Source organism: Actinokineospora bangkokensis, assembly GCF_001940455.1.
Taxonomy (GTDB): domain Bacteria; phylum Actinomycetota; class Actinomycetes; order Mycobacteriales; family Pseudonocardiaceae; genus Actinokineospora; species Actinokineospora bangkokensis.
On record NZ_MKQR01000009.1, the window covers coordinates 612,752 to 632,154 of the forward strand.

At 76.7% G+C, this 19,403-nt stretch carries 1 protein-coding gene (cut by a window edge); it reads left to right on the forward strand.

Translation table 11 applies throughout. The features are described 5' to 3' along the window. Positions 1-19,403: the 5' portion of a type I polyketide synthase gene (locus BJP25_RS35350; RefSeq protein ID WP_075974676.1), read on the forward strand. Its footprint extends 3,631 nt past the window's final position; only the first 19,403 of its 23,034 coding nucleotides appear in the window; its start codon is at positions 1-3; its stop codon lies off the right edge, out of view.

Genomic DNA, 19,403 nt, shown 5'->3' on the forward strand with positions numbered 1-19,403 from the left:
ATGCCGACCTCGCAGGAAAACAAGCTCCGGGACTACCTCAAGCGGGTCACCGCCGAGCTGGCCGAGACCCGCGACCGGCTCGACGAGGCGCGCGGCCGGGAGTCCGAACCCATCGCCGTGGTCGGCATGGCCTGCCGCTACCCGGGCGGGGTCAGCTCACCGGACGGGCTGTGGGAGCTGGTCACCGCCGGGGTCGACGCGATCGGCGAGCTGCCCGGCGGGCGCGGCTGGGACCTGGGCGCGCTGGCGGGCCACCAGGGCGGCTTCCTGCGCGGGGCGGACGAGTTCGACCCCGGCTTCTTCGGCATCTCCCCGCGCGAGGCGCTGGCCATGGACCCGCAGCAGCGGGTCCTGCTGGAGGTGGCGTGGGAGGCCGTCGAGCACGCCAGGATCGACGTCACCGGGCTGCGCGGCAGCCGGGCGGGCGTGTTCGTCGGCGCGGGGCCCTCCGGCTACGGCTCCGACGCCGCCGCCGTGCCCGACGGCGCCGAGGGGCACCTGCTCACCGGCGGTTCCGGGGCCGTGCTGTCCGGGCGCATCGCCTACACCCTCGGCTTCACCGGCCCGGCCGTCACCGTCGACACCGCGTGCTCGTCGTCGCTGGTGGCGGTGCACCTCGCCGTCCAGGCGCTGCGCCGCGGCGAGTGCGCGACCGCGCTGGCGGGCGGTGTCACGGTGATGGCGCTGCCCACGGCGTTCCAGGAGTTCGCCAAGCAGGGCGGGCTCGCCGCCGACGGCCGGTGCCGGGCGTTCGGCGCGGGCGCGGACGGCACGGGCTGGGGTGAGGGCGTCGGCGTCCTCGTCCTGGAGCGGCTGTCGCAGGCCCGGGCCGCGGGGCACCGGGTGCTGGCGGTGATCCGCGGCAGCGCCGTCAACTCGGACGGGGCGTCCAACGGGCTCACCGCGCCCAGCGGGGCCGCGCAGCGCCGCGTCATCCACCAGGCGCTCGCCGCCGCGGGCCTGTCCGGCGACCAGGTGGACGCGGTGGAGGCGCACGGCACCGGCACCACGCTGGGCGATCCGATCGAGGCGCACGCGCTGCTGGCCACCTACGGGCGCGGGCGCTCCGGGGACCCGCTGTGGCTGGGGTCGGTGAAGTCCAACATCGGCCACACGCAGGCCGCCGCGGGTGTCGCCGGCATGATCAAGATGATCCAGGCGCTGCGCGTCGGGGTGCTGCCGCGGACACTGCACGCCGACCAGCCCTCCCCGGACGTCGACTGGGCGTCGGGCCGGGTGGAGCTGCTGACGGACAACCGGCCCTGGCCGAGCACGGGTAACCCGCGCCGCGCAGCGGTGTCGGCGTTCGGCGTCGGCGGCACCAACGCCCACGTCGTCCTGGAATCCGCGCCCGAGACCGAGGCCCCCGAGGACACCGGGACAGTTCCCGCGTCGGGGCCCGTCTCGTGGCTGCTCTCCGGCCGCACCGCCGCGTCGCTCCCGCGCCAGGCCGCGGGACTGCTGGCGGGCATCGGCTCCGACGCCGACCCGCTCGCCGTCGCCGCCGCGCTGGCCACCACCCGCGCCGCCCTGCCCCACCGGACCGCCGTCGTCGGTGAGACCGCCGCAGACCTGCTCGACGGCCTGCGCGCGATCGCCGGGGGCGACCCGTCGCCGCTGGTGGTGCCGCCCGCTGTGGCGACCACGGGCAAGCTGGCGTTCTTGTTCTCCGGCCAAGGCGCCCAACGCGCGGGCATGGGCTCCGGCTTGTACGCGACCGAACCCGTCTTCGCCGCGGCGCTGGATGAGCTGTGCGGCCACCTCGACGAGCTGACCGGGCAGGACGTCCGGGCGGCGATGTTCGCCGGGGACGCCGGGGACGCCGAGAACACAGCGGACGCCGAGGAAGGAGCGACGCTGCTCGACCGCACCGACCTGACCCAGGTCGTGCTGTTCGCGTTCGAGGTCGCCGCCTACCGGCTGCTGGTCAGCAAGGGGCTGCGGCCGGACCACCTGCTCGGCCACTCCATCGGCGAACTCGCCGCCGCCCACGTCGCCGGGGTGTTCGACGTCGCGGACGCGTGCAGGCTCGTCGCCGCGCGCGGCGCGCTGATGCGGACCACCGGCCCCGGCGCCATGGTGTCGATCGCCGCCGCCGAGGACGCCGTGCGCGAGCTGCTCGACTCGGACGAGGTCGGGATCGCCGCGGTGAACGGCCCCGCCGCCACCGTCGTCTCCGGCGCGGTGGACGCCGTGGCGGAGGTCGCCCGCCGCGCCGCTGAACTCGGGTACCGGACCAAGCGGCTGCGCGTCGAGCACGCGTTCCACTCCGCGCACATGGACGCCGTGCTGGAGGAGTTCCGCCGGGTCGCGGAGTCCATCACCTACCACCCGGCGCAGCTGCCGATCGTCTCCGGGCTGACCGGCGAGACGGCCACCGACGCCCAGCTCCGCTCCGCGGATTACTGGGTGACCCACATCCGCGACACCGTCCGCTTCGGCGCGGGCGTGCGGCACCTGGCGGACGCGGGGGTGCGGCGCTTCGTCGAGCTGGGACCCTCCGCCGCCCTCGCCAACCTCGTCGACGCGGCCGTGGACGACGCCGTGGTCGTGCCGGTGTCGCGTGTGGACAGCGCGGAGCCGGTGGGCCTGGCCGCCGCCCTCGCCCGCCTGCACGTCGTGGGCACGCGGGTCGACTGGGCCGCCCACTACGCGGGGGTCGCCCCCGCCGACGTCCCGGTGCACTCGTTCTCCCGGGAGCGCTTCTGGCTGCCGTCCGCGCCCGCCCGCCCGGACGCCGGGCTGTGGGACGCGCTGAACGGGCTCGACGCGGCGGAACTGGGCCGCGTGTTGGGCGCCGACGACGACCAGCGCCGCTCCCTCGACACCGCGCTGCCGCTGCTGACCCGGTGGCTCGACACCCGCCGCGAGCAGGCCGCGGTCGCCGAGTGGACCTACCGGCTCACCTGGGAGCACCTGCCCACCCCCGGCGGCAGCCCCACCGGCACGTGGGCCGTCGTCGGGCACGACGACGAGGCCACCGCCCACGTGGAGGCCGCCCTGCGCGGGGCGGGGGCGCACCCCGTCCGCGCCACCGCCGACGACCTGGCAGCGCTCGACGACCTCCACGGCGTCGTCTCCCTGCTCGCGCTCGACGAGACCGCCCACCCGGGCACCCCGTCGCTGCCTGCCGGTCTCGCCGCCAACACCGCACTGGCCCAAGCCGTCACCCAGCTCGACGCCCCCGTGCCGTTGTGGCTGCTGACCAGGGGAGCTGTCGGCACCAGCCGCTCCGACGCCCCCACCGCCGACTCCCAGGCGACCACCTGGGGGCTCGGGCACGTCATCGCCCTCGAAGCGCCCGACCGGTGGGGTGGGCTGATCGACCTGCCCGCCGAGTGGGACGAGCGCACCGGCCGCACCCTGGCCGCCTGCCTCGCCTCCGCCACCGACAGCAGGCTGGCGCTGCGCCCGACCGGCGTCTTCGGCCAGCGCATCACCCGGTTCCGCCCCACCGCGCCGAGCACTGGGTGGACGCGGGGGACCACGCTCATCACCGGCGGGTCCGGCGCGCTGGCCGCCAGCACCGCCCGGTGGCTGGCCGACCACGGCGCCGAACACCTCCTGCTCGCCAGCCGCCGCGGCCCGGATGCCCCCGGCGCCGCGGCGCTGGCCGCCGAGCTGGAGGCCAAGGGCGTCCAGGTCACCACCGCGGCCTGCGACACCGCCGACCGCGACCAGCTCGCCGCCCTGCTGCGCGCGGTCCCGGCCGAGAAGCCGCTCACCGCCGTCGTGCACACCGCCGGTGTCCTGGACGACGGCGTGCTCGGCGCCCTGTCGCCCGAGCGGTTGGCGGCCGTGCTGCGGCCCAAGGTCGACACCGCCCGCCACCTCGACGAGCTGACCCGCGAGCACCCGGTCACCGCGTTCGTGCTGTTCTCCTCCCTGGCCGCGACCGCCGGGTCGGCGGGCCAGGCCAACTACGCCGCCGCCAACGCCGCCCTCGACGCCCTCGCGCAGCGCCGCGCCGCCGAGGGCCTGCCCGCCACCTCCGTGGCGTGGGGGCCGTGGGCGGGTGCGGGCATGGCCGCCGACGACACCGTCGCCGAGCGGCTGCGCAGAGCGGGGACCCCCGCCATGGAGCCGACCGCGGCGTGCACGGCGCTGCACGCCGCGGTCGCCTGCGGTGAGCCGGTGGCCGTCGTGGCCGACATCGACTGGGCGCGCTTCGTCCCGGCGTCGGCGCCTGCCAAGGCCCGCGCGTTCTTCACCCCCCTGGGCAGCGAGCTGCCCGCCGCCGAGCAGGCGACCCCCGGCACCGACTGGGCGGGTCTGCGCGGTGCCGACCGCGTCGCCGCGCTGACGACCCTGGTGCGCGCGCACGCCGCCGCGGTGCTCGGGCACGACGGCCCGGACCGGGTGGAGGCGTCGCTGTCGTTCCGCGAGAACGGGTTCGACTCGCTGACCGCCGTGGAGTTCCGCAACCGGCTCACCGCGGCCACCGGCCTGCGGCTGACGCCCACGCTCGTGTTCGACTTCCCCACCCCCGCCGAACTCGTCGCCCACCTCGACGGCCTGCTCGGCGGGCGGGAGACGCCCGCCGAGGCCGCCCCGGCGGTGGCGGTGGTGGCCGATGACCCCATCGCGATCGTCGGCATCGGCTGCCGCTTCCCCGGTGGCGCGGACACCCCGGAGGCCTTCTGGCGGCTCATCGCGGACGGGGTGGACGCGCTCGGCCCGTTCCCCGCCGACCGCGGCTGGCCCACGACCGGCGGCGACCACGCCCGGGTCGGCGGGTTCCTCGCGGACGCGGCCTCGTTCGACGCCGCGTTCTTCGGCATCTCCCCGCGCGAAGCCCTCGCCATGGACCCGCAGCAACGGCTGCTGCTGCACACCTCCTGGGAGGCGCTGGAGCGCGCGGGCCTGGACCCGGCGGGCCTGCGCGGCGGCCGGGTCGGGGTGTTCATCGGCACCAACGGGCAGGACTACCCGGCGCTGCTGGCCCGCGCGGAGGACGACCTCGGCGGGCACGCCGCCACCGGCAACGCGGCCAGCGTCGTCTCCGGGCGCATCGCCTACGCGCTGGGCCTGCACGGCCCGGCGATCACCGTCGACACCGCCTGCTCGGCGTCGCTGGTGGCCCTGCACCTGGCGGCCGAGTCGCTGCGCCGCGGCGAGTGCGACCTGGCGCTGGCCGGTGGCGCCACGGTCATGTCCACCCCGGCCGCGTTCGTCGAGTTCGCCCGCCAGGGCGGGCTGGCCGCCGACGGCCGGTGCAAGCCCTTCGGGGCCGGGGCGGACGGCACGGGCTGGGGCGAGGGCGCGGGCGTCCTCGCCGTCGAGCGGCTGTCCGACGCGCGCAGGCTGGGCCACCCGGTGCTGGCCGTCGTGCGCGGCAGCGCCATCAACTCCGACGGCGCCTCCAACGGCCTGACCGCGCCCAACGGGCCCGCCCAGCAGCGGGTCATCGCCGACGCCCTGCGGCGGGCCGGGCTCACCCCCGCCGACGTCGACGTCGTGGAGGCGCACGGCACCGGCACCGCGCTCGGTGACCCGATCGAGGCGCAGGCGCTGCTCGCCGCCTACGGCCAGGACCGGGCCGAGCCGCTGTGGATCGGGTCGGTGAAGTCCAACATCGGCCACACCCAGGCCGCCGCGGGCGTCGCGGGCGTGATCAAGCTGGTGCTGGCCATGTCCGCCGGGGTGGCGCCGCGCAGCCTGCACGCCGACGAGGTGAGCCCGCACGTGGACTGGGCGGCAGGCGCGGTGCGCGTGCTGGCCGACAGCCGCCCGTGGCCCGCGGGCGACCGGCCCCGCCGCGGCGCGGTGTCGGCGTTCGGGGTCAGCGGCACCAACGCCCACGTGATCATCGAGGGCGTTGACCCCGACCCCACCCCCGCCGCGGTGGATCGCCCGGCGGTGTGGGTGCTGTCCGGGCGCACGGACGATGCGCTGCGCGCCCAGGCGGGCCGGTTGCTCGACGCGGTCGACGGTTCGTCCACCCAGGACATCGCGTTCTCGTTGGCGACGACGCGCACCGCGTTCCCCAGCAGGGGCGCGGTGGCGGGGTCGAACCGGGAGGAGCTGCTGGCGGGGCTGCGTGCCGTGCGCGACGGCGGTCCCGGCCCGCTGGTGGGCACGGCGTCGCCCGTGGGCAGGCTCGCCGTGGTGTTCCCCGGGCAGGGCGCACAGCGCGTGGACATGGGCAAGCAACTGCACGCCGCCTTCCCGGTGTTCGCTGAGGCTTTCGACGAGGTCGCCGCCCACGTGGACACCCGGCTGCGGCGTCCGCTGCGCGAGGTCATCGCCGGGCCGGACCTGCACGACACCGAGTTCACCCAGCCCGCGCTGTTCGCCGTCGAGGTCGCGCTGCACCGGCTGCTGCTCAGCTGGGGCCTGCGCCCGGACGTGCTCGCGGGTCACTCGATCGGTGAGATCGCCGCCGCCCACGTCGCCGGGGTGCTCGACCTCCCGTCCGCCGCCGAGCTGGTGGTGGCGCGCGGGCGGCTGATGCAGGACCTGCCCACGGGCGGGGCGATGGTGTCGGTGACGGCACCGGAGTCCGAGGTGCTGGCGCTGCTGGACGGCACCGGTGTCGACATCGCGGCCGTGAACGGGCCCAACGCCGTGGTGCTCTCCGGTCCGGACGACGCGGTGGCGCGGGTGGCCGACGCCTTGGCCGCCCGGGGGCACCGCACCAAGCAGCTGCGCGTCAGCCACGCCTTCCACTCCGCGCTGATGGAGCCCGCGCTCGACCGCTTCCGCGCGGTGCTCGACGGCCTGACCTTCGCCGCCCCGACCATCCCGGTGATCTCCGCGGTGACCGGGCGCGAGGCCGCTTTCGACGCCGACTACTGGATCACCCACGCCCGCCACGCGGTGCGCTTCGCCGACGCCCTCACGACCCTCCAGGAGCACGGCGCCACGCACGTCGTCGAGGCGGGGCCCGGGGGAGCGCTCAGCGCCATGGCCGCCGAGGTCGTGCCCGGCGCGGTCGCCGTGCCGCTGCTGCGCGGCACCGACGACGAGCCCGCGCTGGTGCGGACCGCCCTGGCGAAGCTGCACGTCAGCGGTGTGGCCCTGGACTGGCGGGCCGTGTTCGCCGCGGACAACCCGCGCCGGGTCGCCCTGCCCACCTACGCCTTCCAGGGCGAGCGGTTCTGGCCGCGCCTGCGCCCGAGCGCCGAGGACCACGGCCTCGGCTACGGCGTGCACTGGCAGCGGATCACCGGTGAGGCATCCGCGGGCGGGCGCTGGCTGGTGCTGGACCCGGACCTCGCGGAGGCAATGGCCGCTCGCGGCGTAGAGGTCGTGGACGACGGCCAGGACGCCACCGGTGTGCTGTACGCGCCGGGCAGAGCCGCGGACGTGCCGCGCACGCTGGGGGAGCTGGCCCAGGCCGGGGTGAGCGCTCCGCTGTGGTGCGTGACGCGCTCCGCCGTGGCGCTGGGAGGCGAGGACGTCGATCCCGAGCAGGCCGCGGTCTGGGGGCTCGGGCGCGTCGCGGCGCTGGAAGTTGGGGTCCGCTGGGGCGGCCTGATCGACCTGCCTGCCGACACGGACGATATCGACCAGCTCATCGCCGCCCTGGCGGGCACGGAGGACCAGGTCGTCGTCCGCGGCGCCGCCCGCTACGGGCGCCGCATCACCCGCGCCGCCGCCAGCGGTGCGACCTGGACCCCGCGCGGCACCGCGCTCGTCACCGGTGGCACCGGCGGGATCGGCGCCGAGGTCGCGCGGTGGCTCGCGCGCGGCGGGGCCGAGCACGTCGTGCTGGCCAGCCGCTCGGGGCGCGACGCGCCCGGCGCGGAAGCCCTGGTCACCGAGCTGGGCGACCTGGGTGCCCGCGTCACCGTCGTGGCGTGCGACCTGGCCGACCGCGCCGCCGTCGACGCGCTCGTGGCCGAGGCCACCGCGGACGGCGAGCCGATCCGCAGCGTCTTCCACGCCGCCGGGGTCGCCATCGACGCCCCCGTCACCGAACTGGACGCGGACGGCCTGGCCGAGGTGTTCGCGGCGAAGGCGCTCGGCGCCGCCCACCTGGACGCCGCGCTGGGGGACGTGGACGCGTTCGTGCTGTTCTCCTCCGTCGCCGCGGCCTGGGGCAGCGGTGGTCAGGCCGCGTACGCCGCCGCCAACGCCTACCTCGACGGTCTCGCCGCCCGCAGGCGCGCCCGCGGCGCCACCGCCACGAGCGTCGCCTGGGGGCCGTGGGCCGAGGTCGGCATGGCCACCCGCGACGGCGCCGCCGACCGGCTCACCCGCCGCGGCGTGCGGCTGCTGCCCCCGGGCACGGCGCTGGCCGCGCTGGGCTCGGCCCTGGCCGACGACGTGACCGGGCTGGTCGTCGCGGACGTCGACTGGGACCGGTTCGCCCCGGTGTTCACCAGTTCCCGCCCCAGCCCGCTGCTCGCGGAGCTGGTCGAGGCGCCCGAACCCGCCGCCGAGGACACCGGCTTCGCCGCCGGGCTGGCCGCGATGACACCGCCGGAGCGGCTGCGCCACACCCTCGACCTGGTGCGCCGCGAGGCCGCCGCCGTCCTCGGGCACACCGGCACCGGCGCGGTGGGCCGGGACAGCAGCTTCCAGAGCCTGGGCTTCGACTCGCTGCTCGCCGTCGAGTTCCGCACCGCCCTGGCCGCCCGCACGGGCCTGGACCTGCCGGTCAGCCTGGTCTTCGACCACCCCACCCCGGCCGCGCTCGCGGAGCACCTGCTCACCGGGGTCACCGGGCCCGCCGCGGTCGCCACCACGGCCGCCGCGGTGTCGGACGACCCCGTCGTCATCGTCGGCATGTCCTGCCGGTTCCCCGGCGGCGTCGACTCCCCGGAACAGCTGTGGGACCTCGTGGCCGCGGGCGGCGACGCGGTAGGCGGCTTCCCGACCGACCGCGGCTGGGACCTGGCAGGCCTGCACGACCCGAACCCCGACGCCCCGGGCAAGACCACGGCCAGCGCGGGCGGGTTCGTCCTGGGCGCCGCTGAATTCGACGCCCCGTTCTTCGGCATGAGCCCCCGCGAGGCGCTGGCCACCGACCCGCAGCAGCGGCTGGTGCTCGAAACCGCGTGGGAGGCCTTCGAGCGGGCCGGGATCGTGCCCGCCGCGCTGCGCGGAAGCGACACCGCGGTGTTCGTCGGCGCGGGCGCCTCCGGCTACGGCAGCGGCGTCACCGAGGTCCCGGAGGGCGCCGAGGGCTACCTGATGACCGGTGGCGCGGGCAGCGTCCTGTCCGGCCGGGTGGCCTACGCGCTCGGCCTGGAGGGGCCCGCGGTCACGGTGGACACGGCGTGCTCGTCGTCGCTGGTGGCCCTGCACCTGGCGTGCCGGGCGCTGGCCCAGGGGGAGGCGTCGCTGGCCCTGGCCGGTGGCGTCACCGTGATGGCCACCCCGGGGGCGTTCATCGAGTTCTCCCGCCAGCGGGGGTTGGCCGACGACGGCCGCTGCAAGTCCTTCGCCGCCGCGGCGGACGGCACGGGGTGGGCCGAGGGCGCGGGCATGCTGGTGCTCGAACGGCTCTCCGACGCCCGCCGCAACGGCCACGCCGTGCTGGCCGTCGTGCGCGGCAGCGCCATCAACTCCGACGGGGCGTCCAACGGGCTCACCGCTCCCAGCGGCCCGGCCCAGCAGCGGGTGATCCGGCAGGCGCTGGCCAACGCGGGCCTCACCGCCGCGGACGTCGACGTGGTGGAGGCGCACGGCACCGGGACCCGGCTGGGCGACCCGATCGAGGCGCAAGCCCTGCTGGCCACCTACGGGCAGGACCGCGCGGAGCCGCTGTGGCTGGGGTCGGTGAAGTCCAACCTCGGGCACACCCAGGCGGCCGCCGGCGTCGCGGGCATCATCAAGGTCGTCCACGCGATGCGCCACGCGACGCTGCCGCGCACCCTGCACGTCGACGCCCCCACCCCGCACGTCGACTGGTCGTCCGGCGCCATCCGCCTGCTGGAGCAGGCCCGCCCGTGGGACGTCGACCGCCCGCGCCGGGCCGCCGTGTCCGCTTTCGGGGTCAGCGGCACCAACGCCCACGTCATCCTCGAAGAACCGGTCACCCTCGAAGAGGCCGAACCCGCGCCCATGCCGCCGCAGGCCGATCATCCGGCGCTCGTCCCGGTGTCCGGCCGGACTCCGCAGGCGTTGCGGGACAACGCCGCGCGGTTGCTGGACCTGCTCGCGGAGCAGCCCACGACCACCCCGGCAGACCTCGCCGCCCAGCTTGCCGCGACCCGCAGCGTCTTCGAGAACCGGGCCGTCGTGCGCGCGGACGACCGCGCGGGCCTGGGGTCGGGGCTGCGGGCGCTGGTCGAGGGCAGCACGTCGCCGCACGTGGTCACCGGCACGGCCGACGCCGACCGCACGGTCGCGTTCGTCTTCTCCGGGCAGGGCGCCCAGCGGGCGGGCATGGGCGAGCGGCTGCACGCCGCCCACCCGGTGTTCGCCGCGGCGTTCGACGAGGTGTGCGCCGAGCTGGACCGCCACCTGGACCGTCCGCTGCGCGAGGTGGTGTTCGGCGGGGGCGACCTCGTTGACCAGACCGGCTACACCCAGGCCGCGCTGTTCGCCGTCGAGGTCGCCCTGGTGCGGCTGCTGGAGAGCTGGGGGGTGCGACCGGACTACGTCGGCGGCCACTCCATCGGGGAGCTGACCGCCGCCCACGTCGCCGGTGTCCTCGACCTGGCCGACGCCGCCGAGCTGGTCGCCGCCCGCGGCAGGCTGATGCAGGCGCTCCCGGCCGGTGGGGCGATGGTCGCGGTGCGCGCCGACGAGGACGAGGTCGTCCCGCTGCTGGTCGACGGCGTGTCCATCGCGGCTGTGAACGGGCCCGGCGCCGTCGTCGTCTCCGGTGCCGCCGACGCCGTGGCACGGGTGGTGGACCGGGTGCGGGAGCTGGGGCGCAAGACCACCGCCCTGCGCGTCAGCCACGCCTTCCACTCGGCGCTGATGGAGCCGATGCTGGCCGAGTTCCGCGCCGTCGCCGCCCGGCTCACCTACCGCAAGCCGGTGCTGCCGGTCGTCTCCAACCTCACCGGGCGCCTCGTGACCGGCGACGACCTGCGCACCGCCGACTACTGGGTCGACCACGTGCGCGGCACCGTCCGCTTCGCCGACGGCGTGCGGGCGCTGGCCGCGGCGGGGGTCGACTGCTTCCTGGAGGTCGGGCCGGACGCGGTGCTGGCGGCCGCGATCGGCTCGGCCGTCGACGACCGGGACGAGCTGCTGGTGGCCGCGACCCTGCGCCGCGACCGGGACGAGGACGCCGCCCTGTCCGCCACCGTCGCCCGCCTGCACGTTGGCGGTGTCCCGGTGGACCTGGCGGCGCTCACCGGCCCGGCCCGCGGCGGGGTGCGGCTGCCCACATACGCCTTCCAGCGCAAGCACTACTGGCTCGCCGCGACGCCCGCGATCAGCGCCGACCAGGAGCCCACGGGCCGCGAGCTGCTGCCCGGTGCGGTGACGATCGCAGGCGACGGGGGCGCGGTGCTCACCCACCACCTGTCGACCCGCGCCCACCCGTGGCTCACCGGGCACCGGGTGTCCGGCCGGGTCCTGTTCCCCGGCACCGGGTTCCTCGACCTGGCCTTCACGGCGGCGGACCGCGTCGGGGCCGCGCGCATCGAGGAGTTCGTGCTCGCCGCGCCGCTGGTGCTCGACGAGGACGCCCAGCTCCAGGTCTCCGTCGGCGCCCGCGACACCACCGGCGCCCGCACCGCGCAGGTGCACTCCCGCCGCGGCCCGGAGCACCCGTGGGTCCACCACGGCAGCGCCATCCTCACCGACGCGCAGGCCACCCCCGCGTTCGACCTCGCGGAGTGGCCGCCGCCGGGAGCCGAACCGGTGGACACCGCCGACGTCTACGACCGGTTTGCCGCACGTGGGGTCGACTACGCGCCGCCGTTCACCGGGCTGCGCGCGGTGTGGCGGCGCGGGGAGGAGTTGTTCGCCGAGGTCGAGTTGGCGGACACGGCAGGCGTGGACGGGTTCGGCCTGCACCCGGCACTGCTCGACTCCGCCCTGCACGCGCTGGACTTCGCCGCCGGTGACGGGACGCCCGACCGCCGCCTGCCCTACGCCTGGACCGGGGTCGACCTCCACGCCACCGGCGCCACCGGCCTGCGCGTGCGCCTGGCCCCGACCGGCCGCGAGACCACGTTCGCCGTGCAGGCCGCCGACCTCACCGGGCGGCCGGTGTTCGCCGCGGAGTCGCTGGTGCTGCGGGTGGCGCCGGACGAGGTCGAGGTGCCCGCCGCCCCCGCCGAGGCGCAGCAGGCCCCCGCCCGACCCACCGCCTCGGCCCCGGCCGCCGAGCGGGTGGTGCCGGACGAGGAGGCGCTGCTGGCGATCGTGCTGGCCGAGGCGGCCGCGGTGCTCGGCTACGACAGCGCCGAGGAGATCCGCCCCAAGCGCACCTTCTCCGACCTGGGGTTCACCTCGCTGACCGCCGTCGAGCTGCGCAACGCGCTCACCACCGCCGTGGGCATCCGGCTGCCCGCGACGCTGGTCTTCGACCACCCCACCCCGCTCGCCCTGGCCCGCCACCTGCGCGCGGAGCTGCTCGGTGAGGACGACACCCCGCGGGTGAGCGCCCCTGGGCGCGCCTCGACCACCGACGACCCGATCGTCATCGTCGGCATGGGCTGCCGCTACCCCGGCGGCGCCGACTCGCCCGCCGCCCTGTGGGAGCTGGTCGACACCGGCACCGACGCCATCACCACCCTGCCCGCCGACCGCGGCTGGGACCTCGAAGCCCTCTACGACCCGGACCCGGACACCCCCGGCACCTGCTACGCCCGCGAAGGCGGCTTCCTGCACGACGCGAGCCTGTTCGACCCCGGTTTCTTCGGCATCTCCCCGCGCGAGGCCGTCGCCATGGACCCGCAGCAGCGGCTGCTGCTGGAGACCTCCTGGGAGGCGCTGGAGCGGGCGGGCATCGACCCGGAGACCCTGCGCGGCACCCAGACCGGGGTGTTCGCGGGCGTGACCTACCAGGACTACACCACGGTGCTGCTGTCGGCGAAGGACAGCGCGGAGGGCTTCCTGGGCACCGGCAACTCGCCCAGCGTGCTCTCCGGCCGCATCGCCTACACCCTCGGGCTGGAGGGCCCGGCCGTCACCGTCGACACCGCGTGCTCGTCGTCGCTGGTGGCCCTGCACTGGGCCTGCCACTCGCTGCGCCAGGGCGACTGCTCGCTGGCGCTGGCCGGTGGGGTGACGGTGATGGCCACCCCGGGGTCGCTAATCGAGTTCAGCAGGCAGCGCGCGCTGGCCCCGGACGGGCGCAGCAAGGCGTTCTCCGCCGACGCCGACGGCGCCAGCTGGGGCGAGGGCGCGGGCATGGTCGTGCTGGAGCGGCTGTCCGACGCCCGCCGCAACAACCACCCGGTGCTGGCCGTCGTGCGCGGGTCCGCGGTGAACTCCGACGGGGCCTCCAACGGGCTGACCGCCCCCAACGGGCCCTCGCAGCAGCGGGTCATCCGCCGCGCCCTGGCCAACGCCGGGCTCAGCGCCGCCGAGGTCGACCTGGTGGAGGCGCACGGCACCGGCACCACCCTCGGGGACCCGATCGAGGCCCAGGCGCTGCTGGCCACCTACGGCCGCGAGCACCCCGAGGACCGGCCGCTGTGGCTGGGGTCGGTGAAGTCCAACATCGGCCACCCGCAGGCCGCCGCGGGCGTGGCGGGCGTGATCAAGGTCGTGGAGGCCATCCGGCACGCCAGGATGCCCAGGACCCTGCACGCGGGCGAGCCGTCGCCGCACGTGGACTGGACCGCGGGGGCGGTGCGGCTGCTGGCCGACGCGCGCCCCTGGGACAGCGCCGGGCGCCCGCGCCGGGGCGCGGTGTCGTCGTTCGGCATGAGCGGCACCAACGCCCACGTCATCCTGGAGCAGCCCACCGACGAGCCCGTCGACCAGCCCACCGCCGCCGAGCCGGTGCCCCTGGGCGGACCGACGCCGTTCCTGCTCTCGGCCCGCACCGCCGCCGCCCTGCGCGGGCAGGCGGAGCTGCTGGCCGCGGCGGTGGACGGCGCGGGGGAGCTGTCCGACCTCGCCCACTCGCTGCGGAGCACGCGGGCGCTGTTCGAGCACCGCGCGGTCCTCGTCGGCGCCGACGCCGACGAGGTGCGGGCGGGTGCCCGGGTCCTCGCGGCGGGCGAACAGGCCGACTCCGTCGTCACCGGGATGGCCGACCTGGCGGGCAAGACGGTGTTCGTCTTCCCCGGCCAGGGCGCCCAGTGGGCGGGGATGGCGACCGAGCTGCTGGCGACGTCGCCGGTGTTCGCCGAGTCCATCGACGCGTGCGAGCAGGCGCTGAGCGCCTATGTGGACTGGTCGCTGCGCGACGTCCTCGCCCAGGGCGCGGAGCCGTTGGAGCGGCTGGACGTGGTGCAGCCCGTGCTGTTCGCGGTGATGGTGTCCCTGGCGCGGCTGTGGCAGGCGCACGGTGTGCGGCCCGCGGCCGTGTTGGGCCACTCGCAGGGTGAGATCGCCGCCGCGCACGTCGCCGGGGCGCTCTCGCTCGACGACGCCGCCCGGGTGGTGGCCCTGCGCAGCAAGGCGCTGCTGGCGCTGAGCGGGCACGGCGGCATGGTGTCGTTGCAGGTCTCCCGCGCCGACGCGGAAGACCTGATCGGCGGGTGGGGCGAGCGCGTCTCCATCGCCGCGGTGAACGGGCCCGCGGGCACCGTGGTGTCCGGCGACGCCGACGCGCTCGACGAGCTGGTGGCCGAGTGCGAGCGCACCGGCACCCGGGCCCGCCGCGTCCCGGTCGACTACGCCTCGCACTCCGCGCACGTCGAGCGCATCGAGGCGGAACTGCTCGACGTGCTCGACGGGCTGGAGCCCACCGCGCCGACGATCCCGTTCTACTCCACTGTGGACGACGCGTGGGTCGACTCGGCGGTGTTCGACGCGGGCTACTGGTACCGCAACCTGCGCCGGACCGTGCGCTTCGAGGACGGCACGCGGGCGCTGCTCGCCCGCGGGTTCGACGTGTTCGTCGAGGTCAGCCCGCACCCGGTGCTCACGATGGCCGTGCAGCAGACCGCGGAGTCGGTGGACGTGGACGGTGAACCGGCCGTCGTCGGGTCGCTGCGCCGGGACGAGGGCTCACCCGCCCGATTCCTGCGGTCGGTGGCCGAGGCGCACGTGCGCGGCGTGCCGGTCGACTTCACCGCGCTCACCCAGGGGCGCCGCGTGGAGCTGGCGACCTACCCGTTCCAGCGCACCCGGTTCTGGCCCACCCCCGGCACCCCCGCGGACACCACCGCCGTGGTCGACGCCGTGTCCGCCGAGTTCTGGCGGTCCGTCGCGCAGGCCGACGCCGACGACCTCTCGCGCCGGTTGGGCGTCGCCCCGGACACGCCGCTGCACGAGCTGGTGCCCGCGCTCGCCGACTGGCGCCGCCGCCAGGAGGAGCAGCACACCGTCGAGGAGTGGGGTTACCGGGTCCGCTGGCAGCCCGTGCGCGACCAGCGCGCGACCCCTGCGGGCACGTGGCTCGCGGTCGTCCCGGCGGCCTTCGACGGCGACCCGTGGGTCGCGTCCGTGCTGGCGTCGCTGTCCGAGGCCGGTGTGGCGCTCACCCCGCTGGTCGTGGGCAGCCCGGACCGCGCGGCGTTGGCCGATGAGCTGGCCGGGCACGACTTCGACGGCGTGCTGTCGCTGTTGGCCCTGGACGAGAGCCCCGACACCGCCGAACCCGCGCTGCCCGCCGGGCTCGTCGGCACGCTCACCCTCGTGCAGGCGCTCGACGACGCCGGTGCCGCCGCCCCGGTGTGGTGCGTGACCCGCGAGGCCGTGGCGCCGCGCGAGGTCGACCGGGTGGCGTCGGTGGCGCAGGCGCTGGTGTGGGGCTTCGGCCGGGTCGTCGCGCTGGAGAGCCCGGCCCGGTGGGGTGGCCTGCTCGACCTGCCCGCCGAGCCCGACCACCGCGCGGGCGAGCGCGTCGCCGCCGCCCTGGCGGGCTCCGACGAGGACCAGCTCAGCGTGCGCTCCTCGGGCACCTTCGCCCGGCGGCTGGTGCGCGCGCCCGGCCGCACCCTGCGGGCGACGGCGTGGCGGCCCACCGGCACCACGCTGATCACCGGTGGCACCGGTGCCCTCGGCGGCCACCTGGCCCGGCACCTCGCCAGCGCCGGTGCCGAGCACCTGCTGCTGCTCAGCCGCAGCGGCCCGGACGCGGCGGGCGCCGAGGAGTTGGCCGCCGACCTGCGGGCACTGGGGGCCGCGGTGACGATCGCCCGCTGCGACGCCTGCGACCGCGACGCGCTGGCCCGCGTGCTCGCGGAGGTCCCGGAGCGGTTCCCGCTGCGCGCTGTCGTGCACGCCGCCGGTGTCCTCGACGACGGCGTGGTCGAGTCGCTGACCCCCGACCGCCTCGCCGGGGTCGTCGCGCCCAAGTGGACGGCGGCCTGGAACCTGCACGAGCTGACCGGTGACCTCGACGCGTTCGTCCTGTTCGCTTCGACCGCGGGCGTGTGGGGTGGCCCGGGGCAGGCCAACTACGCCGCCGCCAACGCCGCGCTCGACGCGCTGGCCGAGCACCGGGCCGGACTGGGCCTGCCCGCCACCTCGATCGCCTGGGGCCCGTGGGGCGAGGAGGGCATGGCCGGGAACGCGGCCGTGGCCGAGCGCCAGCGCAAGGGCGGCATCCACGCCCTGCCGCGGGCGCTGGCCCTCGACGTCCTGCTCGCCGCGGTCAGCTCCGGGGTGCCGTCGCTGACCGTGGCCGGGGTCGACTGGTCGGTGTACGCGCCCGCCTTCACCGCCCTGCGGCCCAGCCCGCTGCTGGCGGGGCTGCCCGAGGCGGTCGCCGCCGTCGAGGCCGCGGCGGCGCGGCCGGGCGGGGCCCCGACCGGGTTGCGCGAGCGGGTCGCCGGGCTCACCGGGGCCGACCGGGAGCGGGCCGTGCTGGAGGTGGTGCGCGAGCAGGCCGCCGCCGTGCTCGGCCACCCCGGCGCCGACGCCGTCGAGCCCCGCCGGGCGTTCTCCGACCTCGGGTTCGACTCGCTGACCTCGGTGGACCTGCGCAACCGGCTCGCCGCCGCCACCGGGCTGCGGCTGCCCAGCACGCTCGTGTTCGACCACCCCACCGCCACCGCGCTGGCCCGCCACCTGCGCGGCCTCATCGGCGACGAGACCGCGGGCGCCACCGAGGTCGTCGAGACCGCGGGGGCACCGGTGGCCGAGGTGGACGGCGACCCGGTCGTCATCGTCGGCATGGCCTGCCGCTTCCCCGGCGGGGTGTCCTCGCCGGAGGAGCTGTGGGAGCTGGTGCGCACCGGCACCGACGCGATCGGCCCGCTGCCCACCGACCGCGGCTGGCCGCTGGAGGCCCTGGCGGGCGAGGGCGGCAGCGACGCCCGCGAGGGCGGGTTCCTCTCCGACGCGTCCTGGTTCGACGCCGGGTTCTTCGGCATCTCGCCGCGCGAGGCGTTGGCGATGGACCCGCAGCAGCGGTTGGTGCTGGAGTGCGCGTGGGAGGCGCTGGAGCGCGCGGGCATCGACCCGGCCACCCTGCGCGGCACCGACGCGGGCGTGTTCGCGGGCAGCAACGGGCAGGACTACACGTCCCTGCTGGTCGCCTCCCGCGAGGTCGGTGAGGGCCACCTGATGACGGGCAACGCGGCCAGCGTGCTGTCCGGGCGCGTGGCCTACGTCCTGGGCCTGCAAGGCCCGGCCGTCACCGTGGACACGGCGTGCTCGTCGTCGCTGGTGGCACTGCACTGGGCGGTGCGGGCGATCCAGCGCGGGGAGTGCTCGCTGGCGCTGGCGGGCGGTGTCACCGTGATGGCGACGCCGGGGTCGCTGGTCGAGTTCTCCCGCCAGGGTGGGCTGGCCACGGACGGCCGGTGCAAGGCGTTCTCCGACGACGCCGACGGCACCGGGTGGTCCGAGGGCGTCGGCATGCTCGTCGTCGAGCGCCAGTCCGACGCCCAGCGCCTCGGCCACCAGGTGCTCGCGGTGGTGCGCGGGTCCGCGATCAACTCCGACGGCGCCTCCAACGGGCTGACCGCCCCGAACGGGCCGTCGCAGGAGCGGGTCATCCGGCGGGCGCTGGCCGACGCGGGCCTGACCACGTCCGATGTGGACGTCGTGGAGGCGCACGGCACGGGCACGCGCTTGGGCGACCCGATCGAGGCGCAGGCGTTGCTGGCCACCTACGGGCAGAACCGCTCGGAGCCGCTGTGGTTGGGGTCGGTCAAGTCGAACATCGGTCACACGCAGGCTGCCGCGGGTGTCGCCGGGGTGATCAAGGTCGTCCAGGCGATGCGCCACGGCGTGCTGCCCGCTTCGCTGCACGTCAGCAGGCCCACCGGTGAGGTTGACTGGGAGTCCGGCGCCGTCGAGGTGCTGACGGAGTCGCGGACGTGGGCGGTGGACCGGCCGCGCCGGGCCGGGGTGTCGTCGTTCGGGATCAGCGGCACCAACGCCCACGTCATCCTCGAACAGGCCCCCGCCGAGCAGCGCCCCGCCCCGCGGACCGGCACGTCCGACGCCGTGGTGCCCTGGCTCGTCTCCGCGCGGGAACCCGCCGCGGTCGACCTGCTGGCGACGCACCTGCGCGGGGTGCCCGGCTCGGCGGCCGACCTGGGGTGGTCGCTGGCCACCACCCGCGGCGCGCTGGACGAACGCGCCGTCTACCTGGGCGCGGACACCGACGAGCTGCGCGGCGCGCCCGCGGTGCGCGGCCGGGTGTCCGGGGAGGGCCGGGTCGCCGTGCTGTTCTCCGGCCAGGGGGCGCAGCGGCCGGGCATGACCGCCGCGCTGAGCGCCCGGTTCCCGGTGTTCGCCGCCGCGCTCGACGAGGTGTGCGCGCACTTCGACCTCCCGCTGGCCGAGGCCCTGCGCACCGGCGACGGGCTCGACGCCACCGAGGTCACCCAGCCCGCGCTGTTCGCCCACGAGGTCGCCCTGTTCCGGCTCGTGGAGTCGTGGGGGGTCACCCCGGAGGTGCTGCTGGGGCACTCCATCGGCGGCATCACCGCCGCCCACGTCGCCGGGGTCTGGTCGCTGGCGGACGCGTGCGCGCTGGTCGCCGCGCGCGGCAGGCTGATGGGCGCCCTGCCCGCGGGCGGGGCGATGGTGTCGGTGCAGGCCACCGAGGCGGAGGTGGCGCCGCTGCTGACCGGGCGGGTGTCGATCGCCGCGGTGAACGGGCCGCGCTCGGTGGTCGTCTCCGGTGCCGCCGAGGACGTCGAGGCGGTGGCCGCCGAGCTGGCGGGGCAGGGTCGCAAGACGAAGCGGCTGGCGGTGAGCCACGCGTTCCACTCGCCGCTGATGGACCCCGTGCTGGCCGAGTTCCGCGAGGTCGCGGCGGGCCTGACCTACCACGAGCCGACCATCCCGGTGATCTCCGACCACACCGGCGCGCCGGTCACCACCGAGCTGGCGGACCCGGACTACTGGGTGCGGCACCTGCGCCACGCCGTCCGGTTCGCCGACGCGGTCAGCATCGCCCTGAACCG